Origin of the sequence: Conchiformibius kuhniae DSM 17694 (genome assembly GCF_000428785.1) — a bacterium.
GTDB classification, from domain to species: Bacteria; Pseudomonadota; Gammaproteobacteria; order Burkholderiales; family Neisseriaceae; genus Conchiformibius; species Conchiformibius kuhniae.
Window position 1 is genome coordinate 1 of the sequence record NZ_KE386801.1, and the last position, 20,531, is coordinate 20,531.

At 53.4% G+C, this 20,531-nt stretch carries 23 protein-coding genes; 6 read left to right on the plus strand and 17 right to left on the minus strand.

Translation table 11 applies throughout. From position 1 onward, the window contains the following. Positions 1 to 223 precede the first annotated feature (223 nt). From cas2 to G392_RS0111300, 9 genes are all read right to left on the minus strand, one after another. A complete protein-coding gene (gene cas2 / locus G392_RS0111260; RefSeq protein WP_027010283.1) occupies positions 224 to 517 on the minus strand; it encodes a CRISPR-associated endonuclease Cas2 in 294 nt (97 codons plus the stop codon). 32 nt (positions 518 to 549) lie between these two features. Continuing rightward, entirely contained in the window at positions 550 to 1,563 is a 1,014-nt protein-coding gene (cas1c, locus tag G392_RS0111265; RefSeq protein ID WP_027010284.1) for a type I-C CRISPR-associated endonuclease Cas1c, read from the minus strand. Positions 1,564 to 1,572: 9 nt separating this feature from the next. Continuing rightward, positions 1,573 to 2,178, minus strand: coding sequence for a CRISPR-associated protein Cas4 (gene cas4 / locus G392_RS0111270; RefSeq protein ID WP_051255719.1), 606 nt, complete (start codon positions 2,176 to 2,178; stop codon positions 1,573 to 1,575). Between the two features lie 2 nt (positions 2,179 to 2,180). Then, positions 2,181 to 3,035 (minus strand): type I-C CRISPR-associated protein Cas7/Csd2, encoded by an 855-nt coding sequence (cas7c, locus tag G392_RS0111275; protein ID WP_027010286.1) that lies wholly within the window; start codon positions 3,033 to 3,035, stop codon positions 2,181 to 2,183. A gap of 5 nt (positions 3,036 to 3,040) precedes the next feature. After that, complete coding sequence (cas8c, locus tag G392_RS0111280; RefSeq protein ID WP_027010287.1) at positions 3,041 to 4,807, minus strand: type I-C CRISPR-associated protein Cas8c/Csd1; 1,767 nt, start codon at positions 4,805 to 4,807, stop codon at positions 3,041 to 3,043. Next, positions 4,804 to 5,448: a type I-C CRISPR-associated protein Cas5c gene (gene cas5c, locus G392_RS0111285; RefSeq protein WP_027010288.1), complete on the minus strand. Its 645-nt coding sequence runs from the start codon at positions 5,446 to 5,448 to the stop codon at positions 4,804 to 4,806. The genes cas8c and cas5c overlap by 4 nt, the downstream gene beginning before the upstream one ends. 204 nt (positions 5,449 to 5,652) lie before the next feature. After that, the gene (locus G392_RS0111290; RefSeq protein WP_034335348.1) at positions 5,653 to 8,163 is read right to left on the minus strand and encodes a CRISPR-associated helicase/endonuclease Cas3; all 2,511 of its coding nucleotides are present in this window, start codon (positions 8,161 to 8,163) and stop codon (positions 5,653 to 5,655) included. A gap of 53 nt (positions 8,164 to 8,216) precedes the next feature. Then, positions 8,217 to 9,308, minus strand: a complete 1,092-nt coding sequence (gene ychF / locus G392_RS0111295) for a redox-regulated ATPase YchF (RefSeq protein ID WP_027010290.1) — start codon at positions 9,306 to 9,308, stop codon at positions 8,217 to 8,219. 143 nt (positions 9,309 to 9,451) lie between these two features. Then, positions 9,452 to 9,838, minus strand: a complete 387-nt coding sequence (locus tag G392_RS0111300; protein ID WP_027010291.1) for a helix-turn-helix domain-containing protein — start codon at positions 9,836 to 9,838, stop codon at positions 9,452 to 9,454. 130 nt (positions 9,839 to 9,968) lie between these two features. Here G392_RS0111300 and G392_RS0111305 point away from each other — a divergent pair, with 130 nt between their 5' ends. Beyond that, positions 9,969 to 10,193, plus strand: a complete 225-nt coding sequence (locus G392_RS0111305) for a hypothetical protein (protein WP_156900942.1) — start codon at positions 9,969 to 9,971, stop codon at positions 10,191 to 10,193. Positions 10,194 to 10,292: 99 nt separating this feature from the next. On the opposite strand, the gene G392_RS0111310 is transcribed toward G392_RS0111305, so the two are convergent. Genes G392_RS0111310 through G392_RS0111330 form a run of 5 tightly spaced genes read right to left on the minus strand, consistent with a single transcriptional unit; the run spans position 10,293 to position 14,611 of the window. Next, complete coding sequence (locus G392_RS0111310) at positions 10,293 to 10,478, minus strand: PspC domain-containing protein (RefSeq protein ID WP_027010293.1); 186 nt, start codon at positions 10,476 to 10,478, stop codon at positions 10,293 to 10,295. A 16-nt stretch (positions 10,479 to 10,494) separates the two neighbouring features. Further along, positions 10,495 to 11,508 (minus strand): SPFH domain-containing protein, encoded by a 1,014-nt coding sequence (locus tag G392_RS0111315; RefSeq protein WP_027010294.1) that lies wholly within the window; start codon positions 11,506 to 11,508, stop codon positions 10,495 to 10,497. Positions 11,509 to 11,520: 12 nt separating this feature from the next. Further along, positions 11,521 to 11,919 (minus strand): DUF350 domain-containing protein, encoded by a 399-nt coding sequence (locus tag G392_RS0111320; RefSeq protein WP_027010295.1) that lies wholly within the window; start codon positions 11,917 to 11,919, stop codon positions 11,521 to 11,523. Positions 11,920 to 11,976: 57 nt separating this feature from the next. Beyond that, positions 11,977 to 13,005: an ABC transporter ATP-binding protein gene (locus tag G392_RS12905; protein ID WP_051255720.1), complete on the minus strand. Its 1,029-nt coding sequence runs from the start codon at positions 13,003 to 13,005 to the stop codon at positions 11,977 to 11,979. Position 13,006: 1 nt separating this feature from the next. Further along, complete coding sequence (locus G392_RS0111330; protein ID WP_034335351.1) at positions 13,007 to 14,611, minus strand: ABC transporter permease; 1,605 nt, start codon at positions 14,609 to 14,611, stop codon at positions 13,007 to 13,009. 152 nt (positions 14,612 to 14,763) lie between these two features. Between G392_RS0111330 and G392_RS0111335 the strand changes: the two genes are divergently transcribed. Then, positions 14,764 to 15,759 (plus strand): Fe(3+) ABC transporter substrate-binding protein, encoded by a 996-nt coding sequence (locus tag G392_RS0111335; RefSeq protein ID WP_034335354.1) that lies wholly within the window; start codon positions 14,764 to 14,766, stop codon positions 15,757 to 15,759. A gap of 204 nt (positions 15,760 to 15,963) precedes the next feature. On the opposite strand, the gene fabI is transcribed toward G392_RS0111335, so the two are convergent. Further along, positions 15,964 to 16,752 (minus strand): enoyl-ACP reductase FabI, encoded by a 789-nt coding sequence (gene fabI / locus G392_RS0111345; protein WP_034335356.1) that lies wholly within the window; start codon positions 16,750 to 16,752, stop codon positions 15,964 to 15,966. Between the two features lie 173 nt (positions 16,753 to 16,925). Between fabI and rfaE2 the strand changes: the two genes are divergently transcribed. Further along, a complete protein-coding gene (rfaE2, locus tag G392_RS0111350) occupies positions 16,926 to 17,423 on the plus strand; it encodes a D-glycero-beta-D-manno-heptose 1-phosphate adenylyltransferase (protein WP_027010299.1) in 498 nt (165 codons plus the stop codon). Further along, positions 17,420 to 18,061 carry a SanA/YdcF family protein gene (locus G392_RS0111355; RefSeq protein WP_211224376.1) on the plus strand — a complete coding sequence of 214 codons (642 nt, stop codon included), beginning with the start codon at positions 17,420 to 17,422 and terminating at the stop codon, positions 18,059 to 18,061. Before rfaE2 ends, G392_RS0111355 begins: the two co-directional genes overlap by 4 nt. On the opposite strand, the gene G392_RS0111360 is transcribed toward G392_RS0111355, so the two are convergent. Both G392_RS0111360 and G392_RS0111365 read right to left on the minus strand, forming a co-directional pair. Then, a complete protein-coding gene (locus tag G392_RS0111360) occupies positions 18,047 to 18,391 on the minus strand; it encodes a hypothetical protein (protein WP_027010301.1) in 345 nt (114 codons plus the stop codon). The genes G392_RS0111355 and G392_RS0111360 overlap by 15 nt on opposite strands. A gap of 107 nt (positions 18,392 to 18,498) precedes the next feature. Further along, positions 18,499 to 19,080 (minus strand): hypothetical protein, encoded by a 582-nt coding sequence (locus G392_RS0111365; RefSeq protein ID WP_027010302.1) that lies wholly within the window; start codon positions 19,078 to 19,080, stop codon positions 18,499 to 18,501. Positions 19,081 to 19,115: 35 nt separating this feature from the next. On the opposite strand from G392_RS0111365, the gene G392_RS13870 reads away from it, so the two are divergent. Together G392_RS13870 and gshB are read left to right on the plus strand one after the other, a co-directional pair. Beyond that, entirely contained in the window at positions 19,116 to 19,304 is a 189-nt protein-coding gene (locus G392_RS13870) for a hypothetical protein (RefSeq protein ID WP_156900943.1), read from the plus strand. 83 nt (positions 19,305 to 19,387) lie between these two features. After that, the gene (gene gshB / locus G392_RS0111375) at positions 19,388 to 20,332 is read left to right on the plus strand and encodes a glutathione synthase (RefSeq protein ID WP_027010303.1); all 945 of its coding nucleotides are present in this window, start codon (positions 19,388 to 19,390) and stop codon (positions 20,330 to 20,332) included. The last annotated feature ends 199 nt before the right edge of the window (positions 20,333 to 20,531 follow it).

Here is a 20,531-nt window from a genome sequence, read left to right on the forward strand (position 1 = left end):
TGGTTTCAATTCACAGCCGCGTGTGAGGCGGCTGAGCCTCTTCCGGAAGCCTTGTCTGATACGGGCTGCAGCGCCACATTTCGCCAACATTTCCGAAAAAAGCGGAACGTGAGTATAGCACAGTTGCCAACCCTGAAAAACAATGCTTCAAAATCTTGATTACCAAAGGATAAAATCCATTCGCCAACCCTGCGGCATTTTGATGTGTACCGCAGGTCGGCGATTAGACAATCAAGGTGTCGCCAAACACATCCACCGCTTCTTTTGCGCCGTGATGCTCCACTTTGCGCCGCCACCGGCTGCCCAAATGGTAAAAACGCAGACTGTCGGTTTCGGGGCAATAGGTTTGCAGAAGTTTTTGTTTCAAAACAACCCATTGTTCGGGCGTGATGTCGCATTCAAACACGGAATATTGTACGCGTACGCCGTAGTCCAAGCAGTGCTTGGCAATCCGGCGCAAACGTGCCGCACCTTGCGGGTCGTTCAAGGAAATATCGTAACTAATCAACATCATCATAATGGTTATTCTGCTTTCAGGCAGCCGCGCGTTCAACGCATCAGAAACGGCGGGTATTCCGCCAGATCGCCGCGCAGATGACGCGCCAGCAGCATCGCCTGAATATGCGGCAACAGTCCGATTTCCACCTCTTCCTGCAAAAACGGGTGGGTGATTTTTTCTTGTTTTTTATTTTGCAAGGCTTGGAACAGGCGTTTGCGGGCATCGTCTTTCAGGCGGACGGCGCCGCTTGTTTCGGTAATAAAATCATTCGGTTTGAATTGGCGGCGGTTCATCAGGCTCAACACCAAACGGTCTATCCACCAAGCGCGGAATTCTTCCAAAATATCCTGTGCCAAGCTGTCGCGACCGGGACGGTCGGCATGCAGAAAACCGGCTTGCGGGTCCAACCCCACGCCTTGCAAAGCTCCTGAAATTTCTTTTCCGACAACGCTGTATAGCAAAGACAACAAAGCGTTGATTTCATCACGCGGAGGACGGCGGCTGCGCCCGTGAAACGCAAATTCACAATTTTCGGCAAGCAAATGCCCGAATACGCCGAAATAACGGGCGGCAGCATCGCCCTCAATACCGCGCACCACGTCCAACGATTCGGCACGTTTCAAACGCCGTAAAGCAGCATTCAGCGCGTCCACCGCTTCAGCAAGCGGCAAACAGTGTTCGCTTTTGCGCAACTGCCTTTGCAGCACCCGTTTAGCAGATTGGATTTTTGCTGCAATGATATTGCGTGCAATCGGCACGGGATTGTGTTCGGATAAACGATACTGCGCACGGCGCAACAGAATATTACCACTCTGCCGTCCCTGCACCCGTGCCTGAAAACGCCCGTTCTCACTGAAAAACGCCAAATTCACGCCGTTTTCCCCGCAAAACCCCATCAAATACGGCGACACCAACACATTACCGAAACAAAAAATATGCCCAATGGCATGCACAGGCAGTTGCGCGATTTTTTTGCATTCGCGTTCCACCACCAAAGTTTCACGTTCTTTATGCAAATAAGTGCCTTGCGTGGTGATGTAGAGCGTATTTTGCAGTTTCCGCATGATGAGAACCTAATCGGAAAATAAATCAGCCACATAATCGCGTGAACGGTCTTTCCCGAGCAATTTTGGCTGACACCATTCCAGCAGCGAACAGGCTTTGCAGTGTTTGCCGTATTTGGGTGGCGGCGTGATGCCACTTTCCAACAGCTCACGCACACGGGCAACCGTTTCCAAAGCCGCCTGACGCAGGCTGTCTGAAAACGGCACCGCAACACGATGACGGGTTTGCCCGTACCACAACGCGCCTTCCGTAATGGTCTGCCCCGTCATTTCTTCCAAACAAAGCGCTTGGGCGCACAATTGGATTTCATCAGACGGTACGGTCTTGGGCTTGCCGCGCTTGTACTCGACAGGTTTCAGGCAGCCCGAGCGCGTGTCGCATTCCACCATGTCCAACACACCGTGCATGCCCAACCACACCGCCGACACCTGCACACTGCGCTCAAAACGCACACCTTTGCGCGTTTCGGGTTCGCCACCGTCCACCCGTTCATGCAGCACCCTGCCCTGCGCGGTCAAATAGTTCTCCGCCCACGCCTGTTCGTTGTGGATTAAAGCGCATTGGCGCGGGCAGAAAGCATGGTGCTGCAAAGCGGAAAGCGGGACGGAGCGCATATTTAACCCAATTTGCGCAACAATTTGGTTGCCCCCAATTCCTGCTCATTGACCTCAACAACGTAATCTTCAAAATCACGAACCAAGTCCACGCCGTCTTTTTTGGCAATATGAATGCGTTTAAACAGGCTGTCTGCGGGCGCATCGCCCAAATTATTGCTGTGCTCAAACACATACAAACCACGCGCACTCATTTGTCCGCGTGCGGCAGCGCGGTCTTGTTCAAACATATTCACCAATGCTTGCCAGAACAATTCCAAATCCGCTTCATCAAATCCCGTTTGTTGGGCAAAATGGGGCGAAACAAAGCCATGACAACGGTACAAGCCGTAAGGAACGGTAAATTTACGTCCCATCGTACGGTTATCGCCTGTTTCACTGGCATCTTTCTCATTGGTTACCGCCATACGGGTAATGCTGTGTTCCAAAGTGATAACGGGGTCAATAGAACGCGAAAAGGTTAATTGCACGGGACCGCGCACTTGCCCTGCATTTTTGCCTGTCGTCATCACCGCACCAAAAGTACGGATATCGTAGTAGCGCCGGCACATATATTGACGCGCCGCTTCGGTTTTTTCGCCTTTTTCTTTGTTTTTCACGCTTTCCTGCTCGTGCGCTTCATCAATCAGTTGGTTCAGAATGCCTTTTTCACGAATAAAAATATCGTGGCACTCATCATTATTTTTGACAATCTGAACGAAATTACGCACTTTCCGCTTCAAGCACACATCGGTTACCAAGCCCATGCCTGTTTCGGGGTCAATACGCGGCAAATTGCCCGCATCGGGGTCGCCGTTGGGATTGCCGTCTTTGACATCAAACAAAAATACAAAATCGTAGCGTTTTTCGATGCTCATCGTGATTACTCCTGATTGGCTGCTTTGGCAGCATTAAAATGATTTTTCAAAGCGTCTTTGGTGAATAAAAATTGGGTTTCGTGGTAATAACCAATGGCAAACAAACCCTGCTGTTCCAAATTCAAATGACCGGGGAATTGTCGGCAATGGTTGATGATTTGTTGGATTTCCCATTTCAAATGGGCAGCCCGACCCGCATATTCCAATTTGCTCAAATGATGGTTGGACAAGCGCATTAAAGTACCAAATACCGCCACAGGCGTACTGCTTGCCGCCCCGAAATAACGGTCGCTGATGGTGGCATTCAAGTTCGGATTGGCTTCGCTTTGGGTTTTTTCCAAAACGGCAAACAGCCGCCCCAAAACATAGCCGATGTCGCTTCTTTCACGGTCTAAACTCATATCCAGTTCCTTTATGTTTTTCAGGCTGCCTGAACGGACAGCACGGTTGAGATAGGCTTTAAGCAAACATGCCCGCCCGTAGGTTACTTTTTGTTCCGCCCGATTGCGGCGCAAAGCGGTTTGCAGCAAGCTGATTGGCAAAGGACGGTTATCCAAAGCGCTTTGGGTAACTTGCGCAACCAAATCGGGCGGCAGATTTTCGGCTTTTCCTTCAAAAACCAAGTTACACAACAAGCGCATCAAGGGCATAAATTCGGGATAATCGGAATGCGCTCCGCGCACCATTTTCAAATCTTCATACCATTGCGCAAGGTTTTCCGACAATTCCGCCACAGTGGTTTCGTGCCAAAAACGCACCACAATCCGTGCCGCATTCGGCGACAAACCCAATAAATAAAATTTATCTTTGCCGTCAGAATCTTGGTATTGACCGTTATACAGGCTTTTATAAAGCGCTTTTACCGCATCAATGTGGGCATCGGGATTGTCTTTGCCGCCACCGTTCAGTATCACGGGCAAACGCGTTTCCAAAGGCGTGGCTTTGACACCCCAGCAAACTGCCGTTACCTCACCAACACGAAACCGATTATCGCTTGCCAACAGGGTATTTAAGGCTGTGGTGTATTCAAACATCGCCTTTTCGCCGACTGGAAAAACCCAACCCTGCTCTTTTCCATAAGATTCAAATGATTTTTGATTGGCAGAAACCAAAGGAGATTTTGGTGTTTTATTTACCCCTTTAATATCCGTATGTAAATTGGCAATTTGAGTTCTTTCGCCTGTAACCAAGCAAATCCCGTAATGTTTGTTTTCCTGATTTTCTTCCTGTTGTAATAAATATGTCTGAAGCGCTTTGGATTGACACACCAATGCCGAAGCCTCATCCACCAAACGGAAACTTAAATTACAGCCTTTAATTTTGGCACATTCCGCCCAGTTGTCCGACTGTATAACCTTCTGCTTTTCCGTATCCGAAGCCAAAAATGCTGCTACTGCCGCAATACCCGCATCATTAGGAAGAGCTTGCTGCAATTCGCGGACTTTGGCGTTAAAACTGGCATGTTGTTTATCAGCCTGTTCCTGCCCTTTATCGCCCGCATACGCCAAAACATAACCGTAATGGTCCCACAAAAGGTTGCTGACCGTATGGGATTTTACACCACTGCGCACCAAGCTTTTCGGCACCAAAAAAGACCGCCCGATTTTCTTTTTGCCTTGCAATTCGCGGGTATCTTCCAGTTGGATAAAACAACCTTGCTTATTCAAGACAATAACAAACGGAATTTCTTTTTGCTCAAACCCTTCGGGTGCCACATCGCCGCCCGCCGCCGCTTTGCGCTGATAATATTGCGCCAGAGCATGCAAAATCATCGCTTTATCTCCTCGCTGTCAAACGGCGGCACGATAATCACACCGTTTTGCGCCCGACAATGGTAAAACATCGGTTCGGCACGGTTGGAATCACCTTTATCCGATTGACTGTAATCCATATCGTACAGCATCAAACCAAAATCTTGAGTAATGTCAGCAATTGGCAAACCATCTTCCGCCTTATCCAGCAAACGGAAGTGGCAGGGAAATTCACGACAACCCAAATAAGGTTGATGAAAATACTGCCCTTTAGAGGCACGCCGTTTGAACATCTCAACAAACTTGATGCGGTTATCGCCTTCCCCTGCTTGTTCGGTCATTTCAAAATCCGCATAAATACGGTAAGCCACATCACGCAACACCATAGAAGCACGTTGCTGCCTGCTGTCTTCAATATAAAGTGCTTGACTGCGTCCGCTCATCTTGCTTCCAACTTCGTTTCGGCGTATATTGAACCACTGAATCGGTTTCAGAATCTCAATCTTCAGGATTTTCCAACGGATGGCGGGTTTCCACAATATTGCCGTAATAATATTGCGTGCGGCAGACGGGGTAATGACCGGATAGCTGACGCGCTCAACCTTTAATTCCGGACGTGTAAAGCAGGCGAAATCACCTTCTATCTCCAAGATAAAAGCCATTTTTGCTCCTAAATTTGGTTTCGCATGGTTTATTTAAATTCTATGCTTTTAATTCTATATAACCATAGCAGTGGTGTCAAGAAAATTTTGTACTTGATACATTGTTGCCGTACAATCCGCCGCTTGTCTGCCGTTATAGACGGCAGTGAGTTGAAACTATGCATTTAATTCTCAAGAAAAACGCCCCTTTTCAGGGGCGTTTGTTTACAAAACAGTTTGCCCGGCGGAAAGCGGAATATTGTCATCGGTATTGGCACCCCATACTTTGTCGTAGTAGGCAATGTCCAATACCAACAGCCCCGCCCGTTCAAATACCGCATTTTCAGGCAGCTTTTTCAATTCCTGTTCATACACCGTAATCGTATAGCGCTGCAATTCCCGATAAACCCATTTGTTTTTCAAAGCATCGCTTTCCAAATAGGCAAACCATTTTTCAAATGGTTGTGGCAAAGGCGGTTTGTCGGTTTGCCCGAAACGTTCATCTCGCGGCGAGGGATAGCGGTATTCGTCTAATTTTGATGACCATTCTTTAATTGGTACATCGGTAAGGCACTGTTCAAAAAATTCGGGCAAATCTTGGGTTTTAACCACTTTTGCCGCTTTACCTTCTGCCTGCCGCGCCAACGGAATAAACGGCACAATCAGGGCAACGCCGTTGTTGTCAATCAAGCGGAATTTTTCCGCCGCCGTACGGAACTTGATGTGCAACGGTTCGTCTTGAGAACTGTGTGCCGCCAGACAAGCGGTGATGTTGTGTTTATCACGGCTGCCCTTGCTGTTGAAACGGCGGAAATATTCCGCAAACGCTTGGGGCGACAACGGGTCGGACAACAAACCCGCAGCCAGCATTTCTTCGGTAATGTCCTGCCCTTGACGCAAGCTGCCGCTTGGTGCGCCCTGTTCGGCACGAAACACCACCACTTCGCCCAACATCGGTTTGGGCAACCGTCCTTCACGGTTGCAACGCCCTGCCGCCTGTGCAATGCTGTCCAGCCCCGCCATCGCCCGATACACCACCGGAAAATCCAAATCCACACCCGCTTCAATGAGTTGGGTGCTGACCACCCACAAAGGTTGCTCCAACAACCCTGCGCGGTAAAACCGCAAATAACGCCGAATCAAGGCAATGATTTCCGCACGGTGCGCCGCACACATATTGGCAGACAAATGCAGTTTGATGCCCGTGTTCGGCAAAGCGGCAAACAACTTGCGGGCATGGGCGCGGGTATTGACCACCGCCAACACGCAATCGTGTCCGGCAATTTCATCAGCCACTTCCTGCCAGCTTTGTTTCGGTGCATCTTTTTCAGGCAGCCTGACATTGACCCGCCGCAAGCGTTGCGCCAACGCCGCTTTGTCTTCCATGATTTCATGAATTTCAGGTAAACCCTGAAAAACGGTTTGACCGAACACATTGGTTTCCCGCCCCAATTCGGGCGGAGTGGCGGTGCACAAAACAAAGGTTACGCCGTAATCGCGTGCCAGCACACGCATTGTGTCGGTAATCGGTTTTTGAAATTCACGCGGGATTTGTTGGGCTTCGTCCAAAATCACCACGCTGTCGGCAATATTGTGGATTTTGCGGCAACGACCGGTGCGGGCGGCAAACAGGCTTTCAAAAAATTGTACATTGGTGGTAATGATTAAAGGTGCATCCCAATTTTCGGTGGCAAGGCGGTTGCGTGCATTTTCTTTTTTTTCATCTGTTTCCAAATTGCTGTGGTGTTCCAATACCGCTTCATCACCCAAAGCCCTGCGAAACACGCCAGCATTTTGCTCAATAATGCTGGTAAACGGAATGGCGTAAATAATGCGTTTTTTATTGAATGTTAAAGCATGCTTGAGTGCAAATCCCAAGCTTGCCAAAGTCTTGCCGCCGCCTGTGGGCACGGTCAGGCTGAACAGCCGCTTGTCCAGCCCGGCAGCCTGAAAACATTGTGCCAAAATCTGGTTTCGTTCTTGATTGATTTCGGATTCTTGGTTTGCCGTTTCAGCCAGCCCGTCCATATACGCCCGATAACGCCAGTTTAATTCCGCCAAATCGGGGAAAGTCGGACGAATACCCGCTTGCTTGGCTTCGTCCGCAGTGCCGTAACCGTTCATAAAGGCTTCGGTATCCAAAAAATCGGCATCAACCAAACAGGAAAACAAAAAACGCATCCACAAGTGGACTTCTACGTTAAATTGTTCGTTATTGCACAAAAATTCAGGAAAGCCCGTAAACAAATCTTCATCGCAAAGCCTGTTCAAATCTGTGTTAAAAGCGTCTTGTTTCACACCCGACAAGGCATCTGCCAACTCTTTATCCGCTTGTTTCAAACGTTTTACCAAATTGCCTTTGTCCTGCCAATCCGCCAAACCCGCATGATGCCCCGCAATCAAATAAGCCAAGATATGACCGCATAAAGTTTCAAAATGTTGTACCGCATATTTGGCACCTGCGGTGGAGTGGGGAATTTTGCTAGGTTTGACGGTATCCACATCTTCTATATGGGCGTTTTCTTTATCAAATCCCGTAACACTTTTAATATATTTCTGAAAGTCTTCCTGAAACTTTCCCAAATCATGCAGCAAGCCTGCATAACGGGCAAAAGCCGCCCCGCGCTCCCCTGCAAAACGGGCTGCCAATTCGGCAACTTTGTACAGATGCTCATGCACTTGGTGAATCTGCCATTCGCCGTTTTTGTCCTGATAGGTGTGTGCGATAAAATCCATATAACCGCTCCTTATAAAAAATCAGGCAGCCAATTGAATGGCTGCCTGATATTTCAAACATTAAACAAAAAATGAATCACATCGCCATCGCGCACCACATATTCCTTGCCTTCGGCACGCATTTTGCCCGCTTCTTTGGCTTTGGCCTCGCCGCCGAGCGCGATAAAATCTTCATAAGCAATCACTTGGGCGCGGATAAAGCCGCGTTCAAAATCGGTGTGAATCACGCCCGCCGCCTGCGGGGCGGTGTCGCCTTTTTTAATCGTCCATGCGCGGACTTCTTTCACGCCTGCGGTGAAATAGGTTTGCAGCCCGAGCAGGTCGTAACCCGCACGGATTAAGCGGTTCAAGCCCGGCTCTTCCAAGCCCATTTCCGCCAAAAATTCCGTTTTTTCACCGGCTTCCAATTCGGCGATTTCGCTTTCCAAAGCGGCGCACAATGCCACCACGGGCGCGTTTTCTTTCGCCGCCAGTTCGCGCAAACGCTGCAAATGCGGATTGTCGTCAAAACCGTCTTCGGCAACGTTGGCAACGTACATGGCGGGTTTCACCGTCAGCAAAAACAGGGGGCGCAACAAGGCTTTATCGTCCGCGTCCAAACCGAAGCTGCGCACGGGTTTGCCCTCGTTCAGGTGCGGCAGCAGTTTTTCCAGCAGCGCGACCAGTTTTTGCGCGTCTTTGTCGCCCGCTTTGGCGCGTTTGCCCTCGCGAATCAGGGCTTTTTCCACGCTCGCCAAGTCCGCCAATGCCAATTCGGTACCGATGGTTTCAATGTCGGCAATCGGGTCCACTTTGCCGGAAACGTGGACGATGTTGTCATCGTCAAAACAACGGACGACGTTCACGATGGCATCGGTTTCGCGGATATTGGCAAGAAATTGGTTGCCCAAGCCCTCGCCTTTGCTCGCGCCCGCCACCAAGCCGGCAATGTCCACAAACTCGACAATCGCGGGCTGCATTTTTTGCGGTTTGACGATGGCGGCGAGCGCGTCCATGCGCGGGTCGGGGACTTCCACGATGCCGACATTCGGCTCGATGGTGCAAAAGGGATAATTCGCCGCTTCAATGCCCGATTGGGTGAGCGCGTTGAACAAGGTGGATTTGCCCACATTCGGCAATCCGACAATACCGCATTTCAAACTCATGCTGTTGTTCCTGAAAAGATTGGGAAAGGGCGGGATTTTAGCATATTTGCGCGTTCGGGCAGCCTGCGCCAAAAACATTCCCGCCCACGTTTGCGTGGGAGGGTGTTCCACATACATATTTTCAGGCAGCCTGAAATTCATCTCTATTCTTTTTGCAAAACGGCAACCAGTGTTTTCAATGTTTCTATTTCATTATCTTTTTGTTTCAGCATTTCTTGTTGGTGCTGAACCGTCAGTTTTAATTTTTCGTTTTCAATTACAGAAGCTTCCATACCGCCGCAATAGTTTGAACCATACGCACTGTTTTCATTGATGAGAAAAAACAGCCCTTTTCCGGAAACTTGTATCAATTCCAAAGGGCTGATTTGGAAAATCTCGGCAATTTTTTCCAAACGTTCCAAACTCATTTTGGTTTCGCCACGTTCCAAACGGGCGTAAGCGGTGGGGGAAAGATTCATTTTTTCTGCCATTTGTTCTTGAGACCATTGGTTGATTTCGCGCAGGGAGCGGATTTTTTCAGAGATTTGCATACGGACTTCCTAAAAACGGTGGAAATATGATGAAAATAGCCAAATATCAGCATTTTTTCATCTGGAAACTTATAGCTTACACTCGCTAAAATTTTGGTTAATTTTAACAACTTTTATGGAGATACACCAAATGGAAAAGGAATATGGTATTTTTGCTCGCCTTGCTTTTGGAGCAGCAACTTTTGTTTATGCATGGCTTGCAATGATTATTATTGACCCAACACTTACAAAGACATCAGACCCAGATTTCACTATTGCCTGGATTGCAGCAGGTTTGGCTGTAGTTTTTCCATTCACGGGTTTGTATTCTTTCCTAGTATGTACAATTGCCATAGTTGTTCGTTTGATGAAATAATAATTTGATTAATTATTTCCACCAATGATACTCGGGCTGCCTGAACACCGTTTCAGGCAGCCTGAAAATTTAAGGCAATACGTCCGCAGGTTCCGCCGTTTATTGCTGTGGCAGGATAAACGCCATCGCCAGATACACTATCAGCAGGGGCAGCCCGAAGCTGAGCAGGCACAGCAGCACGAAGGCGATGCGGACGATGCTCGGGTCGGTGTTGAAATGTTCCGCCAAGCCGCCGCATACGCCGAACAGCATTTTGTTGCGTTGGGAGCGGTGCAGTTTGCGCATGGTTTTTCCTTTCGTTTCAGTTAATCAGTTGTTTCAATACTTCATTTTTGGCATGGTCGTAGTCCTGCTGCGAAATCAGTCCGTCATCGAGCAGGGCTTTGAGTTTAGCGAGTTTGGCTTGCGGGTCGGCGGCGGGCTCGGCCGGTGCGGCGGATTGCGGTGCGGCGGCAGGTTGCATCATGCCTGCCATTGCGCCCGCCATTGCCTGTCCGATGCCTGCGCCCACGCCCAATCCCGCGCCGATGCCGGCAATGCCGCCTTCGTTTTGCGCCGCCAAGGGAATGGCTTGGGCGGTTTGGAACTGGGTGTACTTGCCCAAATCGCCGACAATGCCCATGCTCATGCGGCTGTCGAGTGCTTTTTGCACCGCTTCGGGCAGGGTAACGCTTTCAACGGTAAAGCTTTCCAGTGCTACGCCCAGCTTGGCGAACTCGGGGCGCAAACGCTCGTGCAGGGTTTGCGACAACAAAACCTGATTCGCCGCCATGTCGAGAAAGGAAATGCCCGATGTGCCGAATACGGCGGCAAGTTGGGTCATGGCGATGTTTTTCAATTGCGCCTCAAGCTGTTCGCCCGTGTAGCTTGCCGCCACGCCCGTTACTTCTTTGAAAAACGCGGCGGGGTCGCTGATGCGGTAGGCAAACATGCCGAAGGCGCGAAGCTGCACCACGCCAAATTCGGCATCGCGCACGGTAACGGGCTGTGCCGTTCCCCAGCGCCGTCCGAGCTGTTGGCGGGTGTTGAAAAAATACACGTCTGATTTGAAGGGCGATTGGAAAAATTTGTCCCAGTTTTTCAGATTGGTGAGAACGGGCAGGGTTTGGGTGGTGAGGGTGTGGCGTCCGGGCGCAAACACATCGGCGGCGCGTCCTTCATCGACAAACAGGGCGGCTTGGGCTTCGCGCACGGTCAGGCTTGCGCCGTTTTGGATTTCTTGGTCGGCAACGGGAAAACGCCACATCAGGGTGTGTTCGTCCGGATTTTCCCATTGGATAACATCGATAAACTGCTTGCGGATAAAATCAAACACGGTGGTTTCCTTTCAGCTTAAACAGGCGGCGTTCAGCAGCCCGATGGACAAAGACAAGGCGCACAAAAACGCGCCCACGGCGACATTGTTGTTTTCCAATTCGGCGGCGGCTTGGGGAATCAGGCGCGATGCGGTGAAATAAACGGCAATTTGAATCACGGCAGCCGCCAAGCCCCACAACACGAAATCGGGGAAAGACAGGCTGTTGGCAATGCTGGCAAACAGAGCGAGCGCAAAGCCCGCCAACGCTCCGCCGAAAGACAGGGCGCAGGCAAGGTTGCCGTTGCGAATCAGGTACAGCTCGCGGGCGGGGGTGATGCGGACGTATGCGATGCCGAACAAAGCCAGCATCGCCACGCTGCCGAGCATGTATTTCAAATACAGAAAATATTGCAGCAAAGAAATGGACATGGCGCGTCCTTACGGTATGGGCATGGGGGGATTATGCCACAACGCACCAAGCCTGTCTTAATTGTGAAATGCGGCGGGGCAGGCGGTGTCGGCAAAGCGCAGGGCGATGCGGCTGTCGGGGGTGCGGTGGCTGCCGTCCAGCCAATGCAGGGTTTCGCCGTTGTCCAGTTGCAGGGTGTATTGGAAGCCGCCGCAGGTAAAGGCGCATTCGGCAACGCGGGCATTGGTTTTGCCGTTCGGGTCGGCGCGCAGGTGTTCGGGGCGCACGCGCAGGCGCAAGGTGCCGTGATGGTTTTCGGGGAGCAGGGCGGCGGTGCGCCCGATGGCGGTTTGCACACTGCCGTCCGCATCGGCGGTGGCGGTGAGCCACGCGCCTTGTCCGACAAAGGCGGCAACGGCAGGAGTGGCGGGACGGCGGTACAGCGTTTGCGGGTCGTCCCACTGGTGCAGCGTGCCGTCCGCCATCATGCCGATTTTGTCCGCCATGGCAAAGGCTTCGTGCTGGTCGTGGGTAACCAGAATGGCGCTGGTGCGTTCCTGTTTGAGCAGCTTGCCGACTTCCTGCGACAGGCGGGTACGCAAATCCGCGTCCAAGCTGGAAAACGGTTCGTCCAGCAAAATCAAATCGGGGCGCGGGGCAAGGGCGCGGGCAAGGGCAACGCGTTGTTGTTGTCCGCCGGAAAGTTGGTGCGGATAATGTTTGCCGTAGTCGGGCAAGCCAATCAGAGCCAGCAGTTCGTCCACGCGCCGCTTGCGTTCGGCGGCGGGCTGTTTGGCGATGCCGAAGGCGACATTGGCGGCGATGTTCAGATGCGGAAACAGGGCGTAATCCTGAAACACCATGCCGATGCGCCGTTGGTGCGGCGGCACGTTCAGGCTGCCTGAAAACAAGGTGCGCCCGTTCAGCGCGATGCTGCCCGAAGCGGCGGTTTCAAAACCGGCAATGCAGCGCAGGGCGGTGGTTTTGCCGCAGCCCGAATGCCCGAGCAGGCAGGCGGTTTCCCCCTCCTCCAAGGTAAAACCAAAATCGTTCAACACCCGCTTGCCGCCGAAGGACAAATTCAATTTGGCAACGTCCAAAATCATCTTACTGCTCCGCACGCGAAAACAAAATCACCGGAATCAAACCCGTCAGCACAATCAGCAGCGCGGGCAAAGCGGCTTGCGCGTACAAGCCTTCGCCGGTAAACGAATAAATCCGCACCGCCAAGGTTTCCCAATCGTGCGGGCGCATCATCAGCGTAATCGGCATTTCTTTCATAATGTCCACAAACACCATCAGCACCGCCGTTGCCCCCGCCCCGCGCAGCAAGGGCAGATACACCCGCCGCAACACGCCCCAAGCCGTGCAGCCCAACGACCGCGCCGCCTCGCCCTGACTGGGGCTGATGCGTTCCAAACCCGCCTCCGCCGAAGCGTACGCCACCGCCAGAAAACGGATTAAATACGCCAGCAGCATCACCGCCAAAGTGCCTTTGAACACGGCGGTCGTGCCTTCGGGGAAACCGAAATGCGCCAGCAGGAAATTGTCCAAAGCGGCAACGGGAACAAACACGCCCACCGCCAACACCGTCCCCGGCACGGCGTAGCCCAAAGTCGCCACGCGGCTGCACACGGCGGCAAAACGGCTGCCGTCCGCCCGTTTCGCCAACGCCAGCAACACCGCCGCCGCCGCCGTCAGCAACGCCGCCGCCATGCCCCCCGCAAACGAATGCCACGCCTGTTCCCACAAACGCTCGTTAAACACCTCCGCCCACGTTTCATAAGCCCACCAGCCCAGTTGCAACACCGGCAGCGCAAACGCCAGCAGCAAAACCACGCCGCAATAAGCCGTTGCCGCCCATTTCAGCCGGCCCTGCAAAGGACGGCGCGACAAAGTACGGCTTTTGTCGTTGCGGTGGAAACGCCGTGCGCCGCGACTGAATTGTTCCAACACCAGCAGCACAAACACGGCGGTAATCAAAATCGCCGCAAGCTGCTTGGCGGTGTCCAGCGAAAACATACCGAACCACGTTTCGTAAATCGCAGTGGTAAACGTTTCGTAGCCGAACACCGACACCGTGCCGAAATCCGCCAGCGTTTCCATCAACGCCAGCACCGCCCCGCCCGCAATCCACGGACGCGCCATCGGCAGCGCGATTTTGAAAAACGCCCGCCACGGCGACAAACCCAAAGACGCACCCGCTTCCAAAGCCCGTTGCCCCATACCCGCAAACGCGTTCCGCGCCAACAGGTAAACATAAGGATAAAACGTCAAACTCATCACCAGCGTCAAACCGAAGCCGTTACGCAGGTTCGGCAAACCTTTTTCCCAACCGTGTACCTCGCGCAGCCAAGTACTGGCGGGCGCGGCGTAGTCAAACGCGCCCGTCTGCACAAACGCCAACACATACGCCGGTACCGCCAAAGGCAGCATCAACGCCCAAAAAAACAGGCGGCGCAAAGGAAAATCATGCACCGCCGTCAGCCATGCCAAAGATGTGCCCAGCACCACCACGCCGCAACCCACGCCCGCAGCCAGCAGCGCGGTGTTTTTCAGCAGCAGGGGAAGCTGGTGTTCCAGCAAAAACGACCAGATTTCGCGGTCAAACGAGCCGAACGCGCCCGCCACCACCGCAAGCGGAATCACCGTCAGCAACACGCACGCCGCCAGCCACAGGCGCGGCAAAGGGTTTCGCAACAAAGCAGACATCGTTTCAGGCAGCCTGTTTGAAAAAAACGGAATTATAGCTTGTCAAGCGCACAATGCGGAAAAAAATGATAACGTCTCTTGTTTGCAACAAAGGTTTACATTAAAATACGAAGCCTTATCCGATTTCCCAACCCAACCGCAAGGATTGCCTTATGATTCAGAAAGCCCTCGCCCTTTCCGCCGCCGCCCTGTTTGCCGCCGCCCCCGCCTTTGCCGCCGAGCTGGTGGTGTATTCATCACGCGCCACCGAGCTGCTCAAGCCCATCGCGGCAAAATACGAGCAAAAAACCGGACACAAAATCAAACTGGTGGAAGACAAAGCCGGCCCCCTGATGGCGAAGCTGAAAGCCGAAGGCAGCAACAGCCCCGCCGACGTGTTCATCACCGTAGACGGCGGCAATTTGTGGCAGGCCACGCAAATGGACTTGCTGCGTCCGATTCAGTCCAACGTATTGAACACCAATATCCCCAAACACCTGCGCGACCCCGCCAACCGTTGGTTCGGGCTGTCCGTCCGCGCCCGCACCATCATGTACAACCCCACCAAAGTGAAGCCCTCGCAGCTTTCCACCTACGCGGATTTGGCAGACCCGAAATGGAAAGGCAAACTGTGCTTGCGTACCTCAAACAATGTTTACAACCAATCGCTGGTCGCCACCATGATTGCCAACAAAGGCGAAGCGGAAGCGGCACGCATCGTGCAAGGCTGGGTGAACAACCTTGCCGCCGAGCCGTTTAAAAACGACACCGAACTGCTCAAAGCCATTGATGCGGGACAATGCGAAGTGGGCATCACCAACACCTACTACTACGGACGCTTGCTCAAAGAACGCCCGAACGTGAAAGTCAAGCCCTTCTTTGCCGACCAAAAAGCACGCGGCACGCACGTGAACGTGTCGGGCGCGGGCGTAACCAAACACAGCAAACAAGCTGCCGAAGCGCAAAAATTCATCGAGTGGCTCAGCAGCCCCGAAGCGCAAAACCTGTTTGTGGACAACAACCGCGAATACCCCGCCAATGCCAAAGTGGCGGCGCACCCGCAAGTGGCATCTTGGGGCAAATTCAAGCAAGACGTGATTAACGTATCCATCGCAGGCTCGAATCAGGCGCGAGCCATCATGCTGATGAAAAAAGCAGGTTTCAAATAAGCAAGCGCGTGCAGGGTGCGTCATCATTGGGATTTTTCCACTGAAAACCGTGTGATGAAAATGCCGTCATTTCCGCCTGCGCGGGCATGACGGTGCGCTGGTTTTTGGTCAATTGACGACACGCCCCAAACGCAAAAGCAAAAAAGCATCGGTGCAATCCGATGCTTTTTTGTCTGCGTTGGCGAAATAAGGGCGCGGCAGGGTTTATTCTTGGTCGCCGTCGTTCAGGGCGTTGATGCTGTAGCCGCCGTCTACATAAGTGATTTCGCCGGTAATCCCCGATGCCAAATCCGACAGCAAAAACGCCGTCGCATTGCCCACTTCTTCAATGGTAACGTTGCGGCGGAGCGGATTTTGCGCGGCAACGTGCGCCAACAGCTTGTGAAAATCGGCAATCCCCGAAGCTGCCAAGGTTTTAATCGGGCCGGCGGAAATGCCGTTGCAACGGATACCGTCCTTGCCCACGCACGATGCGGTAAAGCGGATGCCCGCTTCCAAGCTGGCTTTTGCCATGCCCATTACGTTGTAATTGGGAATGGCGCGTACCGCACCCAAGTAGGATAGCGCGACAATGGCGGCGTTGCGCCCGCGCATCATCGGACGGGCGGCTTTGGCGAGCGCGGGCAGGCTGTAGGCGGAAACTTCGTGCGCGGTGTTGAAGGCTTCGCGGCTGATGCTGTCCAAAAAGTCGCCGCTCAAAGCCTCTTTCGGCGCAAAGGCGATGGCGTGTACCAAGCCGTCCAAACCGTCCCAATGTTTGCCCAAACCGGCGAAGGTTTGCGCGATTTCTTCATCGCTTTGCACATCGCAACGGAACACCAATTCCGAACCGAAACCTTCGGCGAGCTTGCGTACGCGGTTTTCCAATTTGTCCACCACATAGGTAAACGCCAGCTCCGCGCCCTGTGCGCGGCAGGCTTGGGCGATGCCGTAGGCGATGGAGCGTTCGGAAATCATGCCGGTGATTAAGATTTTTTTGCCTTGTAGAAACATGCTTTGTGTCCTTTGCCAAATCGGTAAAACGCGCCATTATAGCTTATTTTCCGAGCGGGCTATGAATCGCAGACGGGCGGCGGGCGCACCGCTTGCCGCACACATACGCGCTTGACCCGACCACTGCCCAATCTTATGGTATCATGCGGCTTTTCCGCAACATTGCTGCCGTTATGTCTGCCTTGCCCGCCCCCGATTTCGAGCAAAAAATCCTTGCTCCCGAACAGCTTGACAAGATTCTGCCCGAGCTGCCGCGCCCTTTGGTGTTTACCAACGGCTGTTTCGACATTCTGCACTGCGGTCATGCCGCGTATTTGGCACAGGCGCGGGCGTTGGGCGCGTGTTTGGTGCTGGCATTGAACACCGATGCTTCGGTGCGGCGGCAGGGCAAGGGCGATGACCGTCCCGTCAATCCTTTGGCGCATCGTGCGGCGTTGGTTGCCGCTTTGCAAAGCGTGGATTGGGTAACGTGGTTTGACGAAGACACGCCCGCCGCTTTGATTGAACGCGTCCGCCCCGATGTGCTGGTCAAGGGGGGCGATTGGGCGGTGGAGCGGATTGTCGGTGCGGCGCAAACGCTGGCACGCGGCGGCAGCGTCCGCGCCATTCCTTTCATCTACGATACTTCCACCACGCGCTTGCTCGCAAAAATCCGCCACACCGCGCCATGAAAATGAAATTGTTTGTTTTGCTGTTGATTCCCGTGTCGGTGCTGGCGGCGGCAGCGTGGTTGGCATCGGCAAAGGTCGGGCGCGTGAGTGCGCCTTATCTTTACGACAACCCCGCCGATTTGCCCGAGCAAAAAACCGCGCTGCTGCTCGGCACCGTGCCGAAGCTGGCAGACGGGCGCAATAATCTTTATTTCGACTACCGCATCGGCGCGGCCGCCAAGCTCTACCGTCAGGGCAAAATCCGCCACATCATCGCAAGCGGCGACAACAGCAGGCACGGCTACAACGAACCCGATGCCATGATTGCCGCGCTGGTGGCGCAGGGCGTGCCTGCCGGCAAGATTACCCCCGATTATGCGGGTTTGCGTACCCTCGATTCGGTGCTGCGGATGCGGGACATTTTCGGGCAAAACGGCTATATTGTCGTTTCGCAAAAATTCCACAACGAACGCGCCGTTTATCTGGCACGGGCGCACGGCATCGAAGCCTACGGCTACAATGCTGCCGATGTCGGTCAATACGCCGGCATCAAAACCCGCGTCCGCGAATACGGCGCACGCTTGAAAATGTTTTGGGACGTGTGGACGGGCAAAACCGCCAAGCACGGCGGCGAACGCATTGTTTTACCCGACGAGTGAAGCGCCGTCAAACTCCAGCGCCTGCTCCAAGCGGACGTTCAGGCAGGACACCTGCAACACCAGCCCCGCTTCAATGCGCAGCGTGTAGCCGTGTGCCGTGTCCTGCACCAGCACATCGCGCACGAAAAGCGGAAACAGGCTGTCGCCGTCGTCGGCATAGTGGATAAAGCCCAAGCTCTGATACGCAAATTCCAACAAGCCGATGCAATGGATTTCGCCATAGTGGTGTCCGTCTGCCGCATTGTCGAAAAACAACACCAAGTCGCGCCCTTCGCGGGCAAAACGAATGTCGCGCAGTGCGGTATTGTGGAAAATCTTTTTTTCAATCATGATATTGGAATTTTCAAATGGGGCGGACGCAAGAAAAAACGGCTATACCGCCCGAATCCGTGCCGATGCCGTATTTTAACAGAATCCCCACTGCCAAGCATCGGGCATCACGTTCCCAGCACGTCATCGCGCCACGCGGATTTCTTGTAAAACGTTGCCAAACGGCGGCTGCGGCGGAAGCCGAAACGCCCGCGTGCGTGGCAATCCGCCAACAGCAGCAAAGCTGCTTGCGAACGCCCCGCCGCCGCCCGCAGCAAATATTCGCGCCCGCGTGCGCTGTCGCCCGTGTGATACAGATGCTGCCACGCCCGCTCGAACAGCGCGTGCGGATAGCCTTTGCGTACCGCCAAATCCATCAGCCGTTCCGCCAATGCCGCATCGGGCGCAACGATTTGTGCCAAATCGGGATAACCGCCGCGAAAATAACACGCCAAATCATACAGCGCGGCGGCGTTGCCCAGCCGTGCCGCCGCGCACAAATGGCGGCGGTAATGTGCCTGTTGTGCCGCTTCGCCGTCGTCGGCGCACAAAATATGGGCAAAACGGTGGTGTTCCGCGCCGTTCAAGCGTGCTTTTGCCAAATAAGGCGCGGCTTCGGCACGGTATTCGGCGGTGGGGGAAGCGATGCGGGTGTGCGCCAGTTGCGGAAAAGGGTGGTTTTGCCAATGGCGCGGCAGGTGTCTGTTCATATTTCGATGTGCAGGGAGACATCAAGGGCAGCTTTATGAAACTGCCGTTTCGGTTTGAAACTCTGCCCCTGATGGCGGATAATGTGTTTTCGTGCATGGCGCTGCGCCATCATTTAAATTTTTCTGCTGAAAATCAGAAAAATGCCCTCATGCCCGCGCAGATGGGAATGACGGTGCAGTGGCGTTTCGGGTCAAACGATGATGCGCCCCATGCCTTGCACTGATGCGGACGGCGTTACGTCCCGCCCGAACACAAGCCGATTTTACCGCCGACCATGGCGGGGTTTCAAACCGAAAAGGAATGTTGATGAACCTACTCTTTATCGCCGACCCGCTCCACACTTTCAAAACCCACAAAGACACCACTTACGCCATGATGCGCGAAGCCGCACGGCGCGGACACCGCCTGTTTCACACTTTGAGCGGCGATTTGTCGGTGCGCGGCGGGCGCGTGTTTGCCCGTGCCGCCGCCTTTGATTTTTTGGACGGCGCACAATGGTTTCGCTGCGATGCGCCCGCCGATGCCGAATTAAACGGCTTTGATGCCGTCATCATGCGCACCGACCCGCCGTTTGACCTGCAATATCTGTATGCCACCCAATTGCTTACGCTGGCGGCGCAACAAGGCGCGAAAGTGTTCAATAGCGGGCAGGCGATGCGCGACTTTAACGAAAAACTGGCGATTTTGAACTTCGCCGAATTTACCGCGCCCACACTCGTTACCACCCGCGCCGCCGAAGTGCGCGAATTTTTGTGCGAACACGGCGACATCATCGTCAAACCGCTAGACGGCATGGGCGGCATGGGCATTTTCCGCCTGCGCGAAAACGACCCCAATACCGGCAGCATTTTGGAAACGCTGATGCAACTGGACAGCCGCACCATTATGGCGCAGCGTTACCTGCCCGAAATCGTACACGGCGACAAACGCGTATTGATTATTGACGGCAAAACCGTGCCTTACGCCTTGGCACGGATTCCGCAGCAGGGTGAAACGCGCGGCAATTTGGCGGCGGGCGGGCGCGGCGTGGCGCAGGAGTTGTCCCCGCGCGACCGCGAAATCGCCGACAGCCTCGCGCCCGAACTGAAACGGCGCGGCATTTTGCTGGCGGGTTTGGACATTATCGGCGACTGCCTGACCGAAGTAAATGTTACCAGCCCCACCGGTTTTCAAGAAATCATGAAACAAAAACAATATGATGTTGCGGCAGAATTTGTGAACGCGCTGGAAAACGCGGCACAGACTGCGTGAAATCGAAAAATAAAAAACACCCTGTTTGCTTAGCAGGGTGTTTTTTTATTGCCTTTTCGTGTTGCCGGTAAACCGAGCCGCAAATCAGCCACCTAATGATGGGGCAGGTTTTCCGACAGTGGCAAAAGGATAAATATCATGGCTCACAACAGTCTTAATCCCCTAATGATGGGGCAGGTTTTCCGACGCTTGCGGCGGC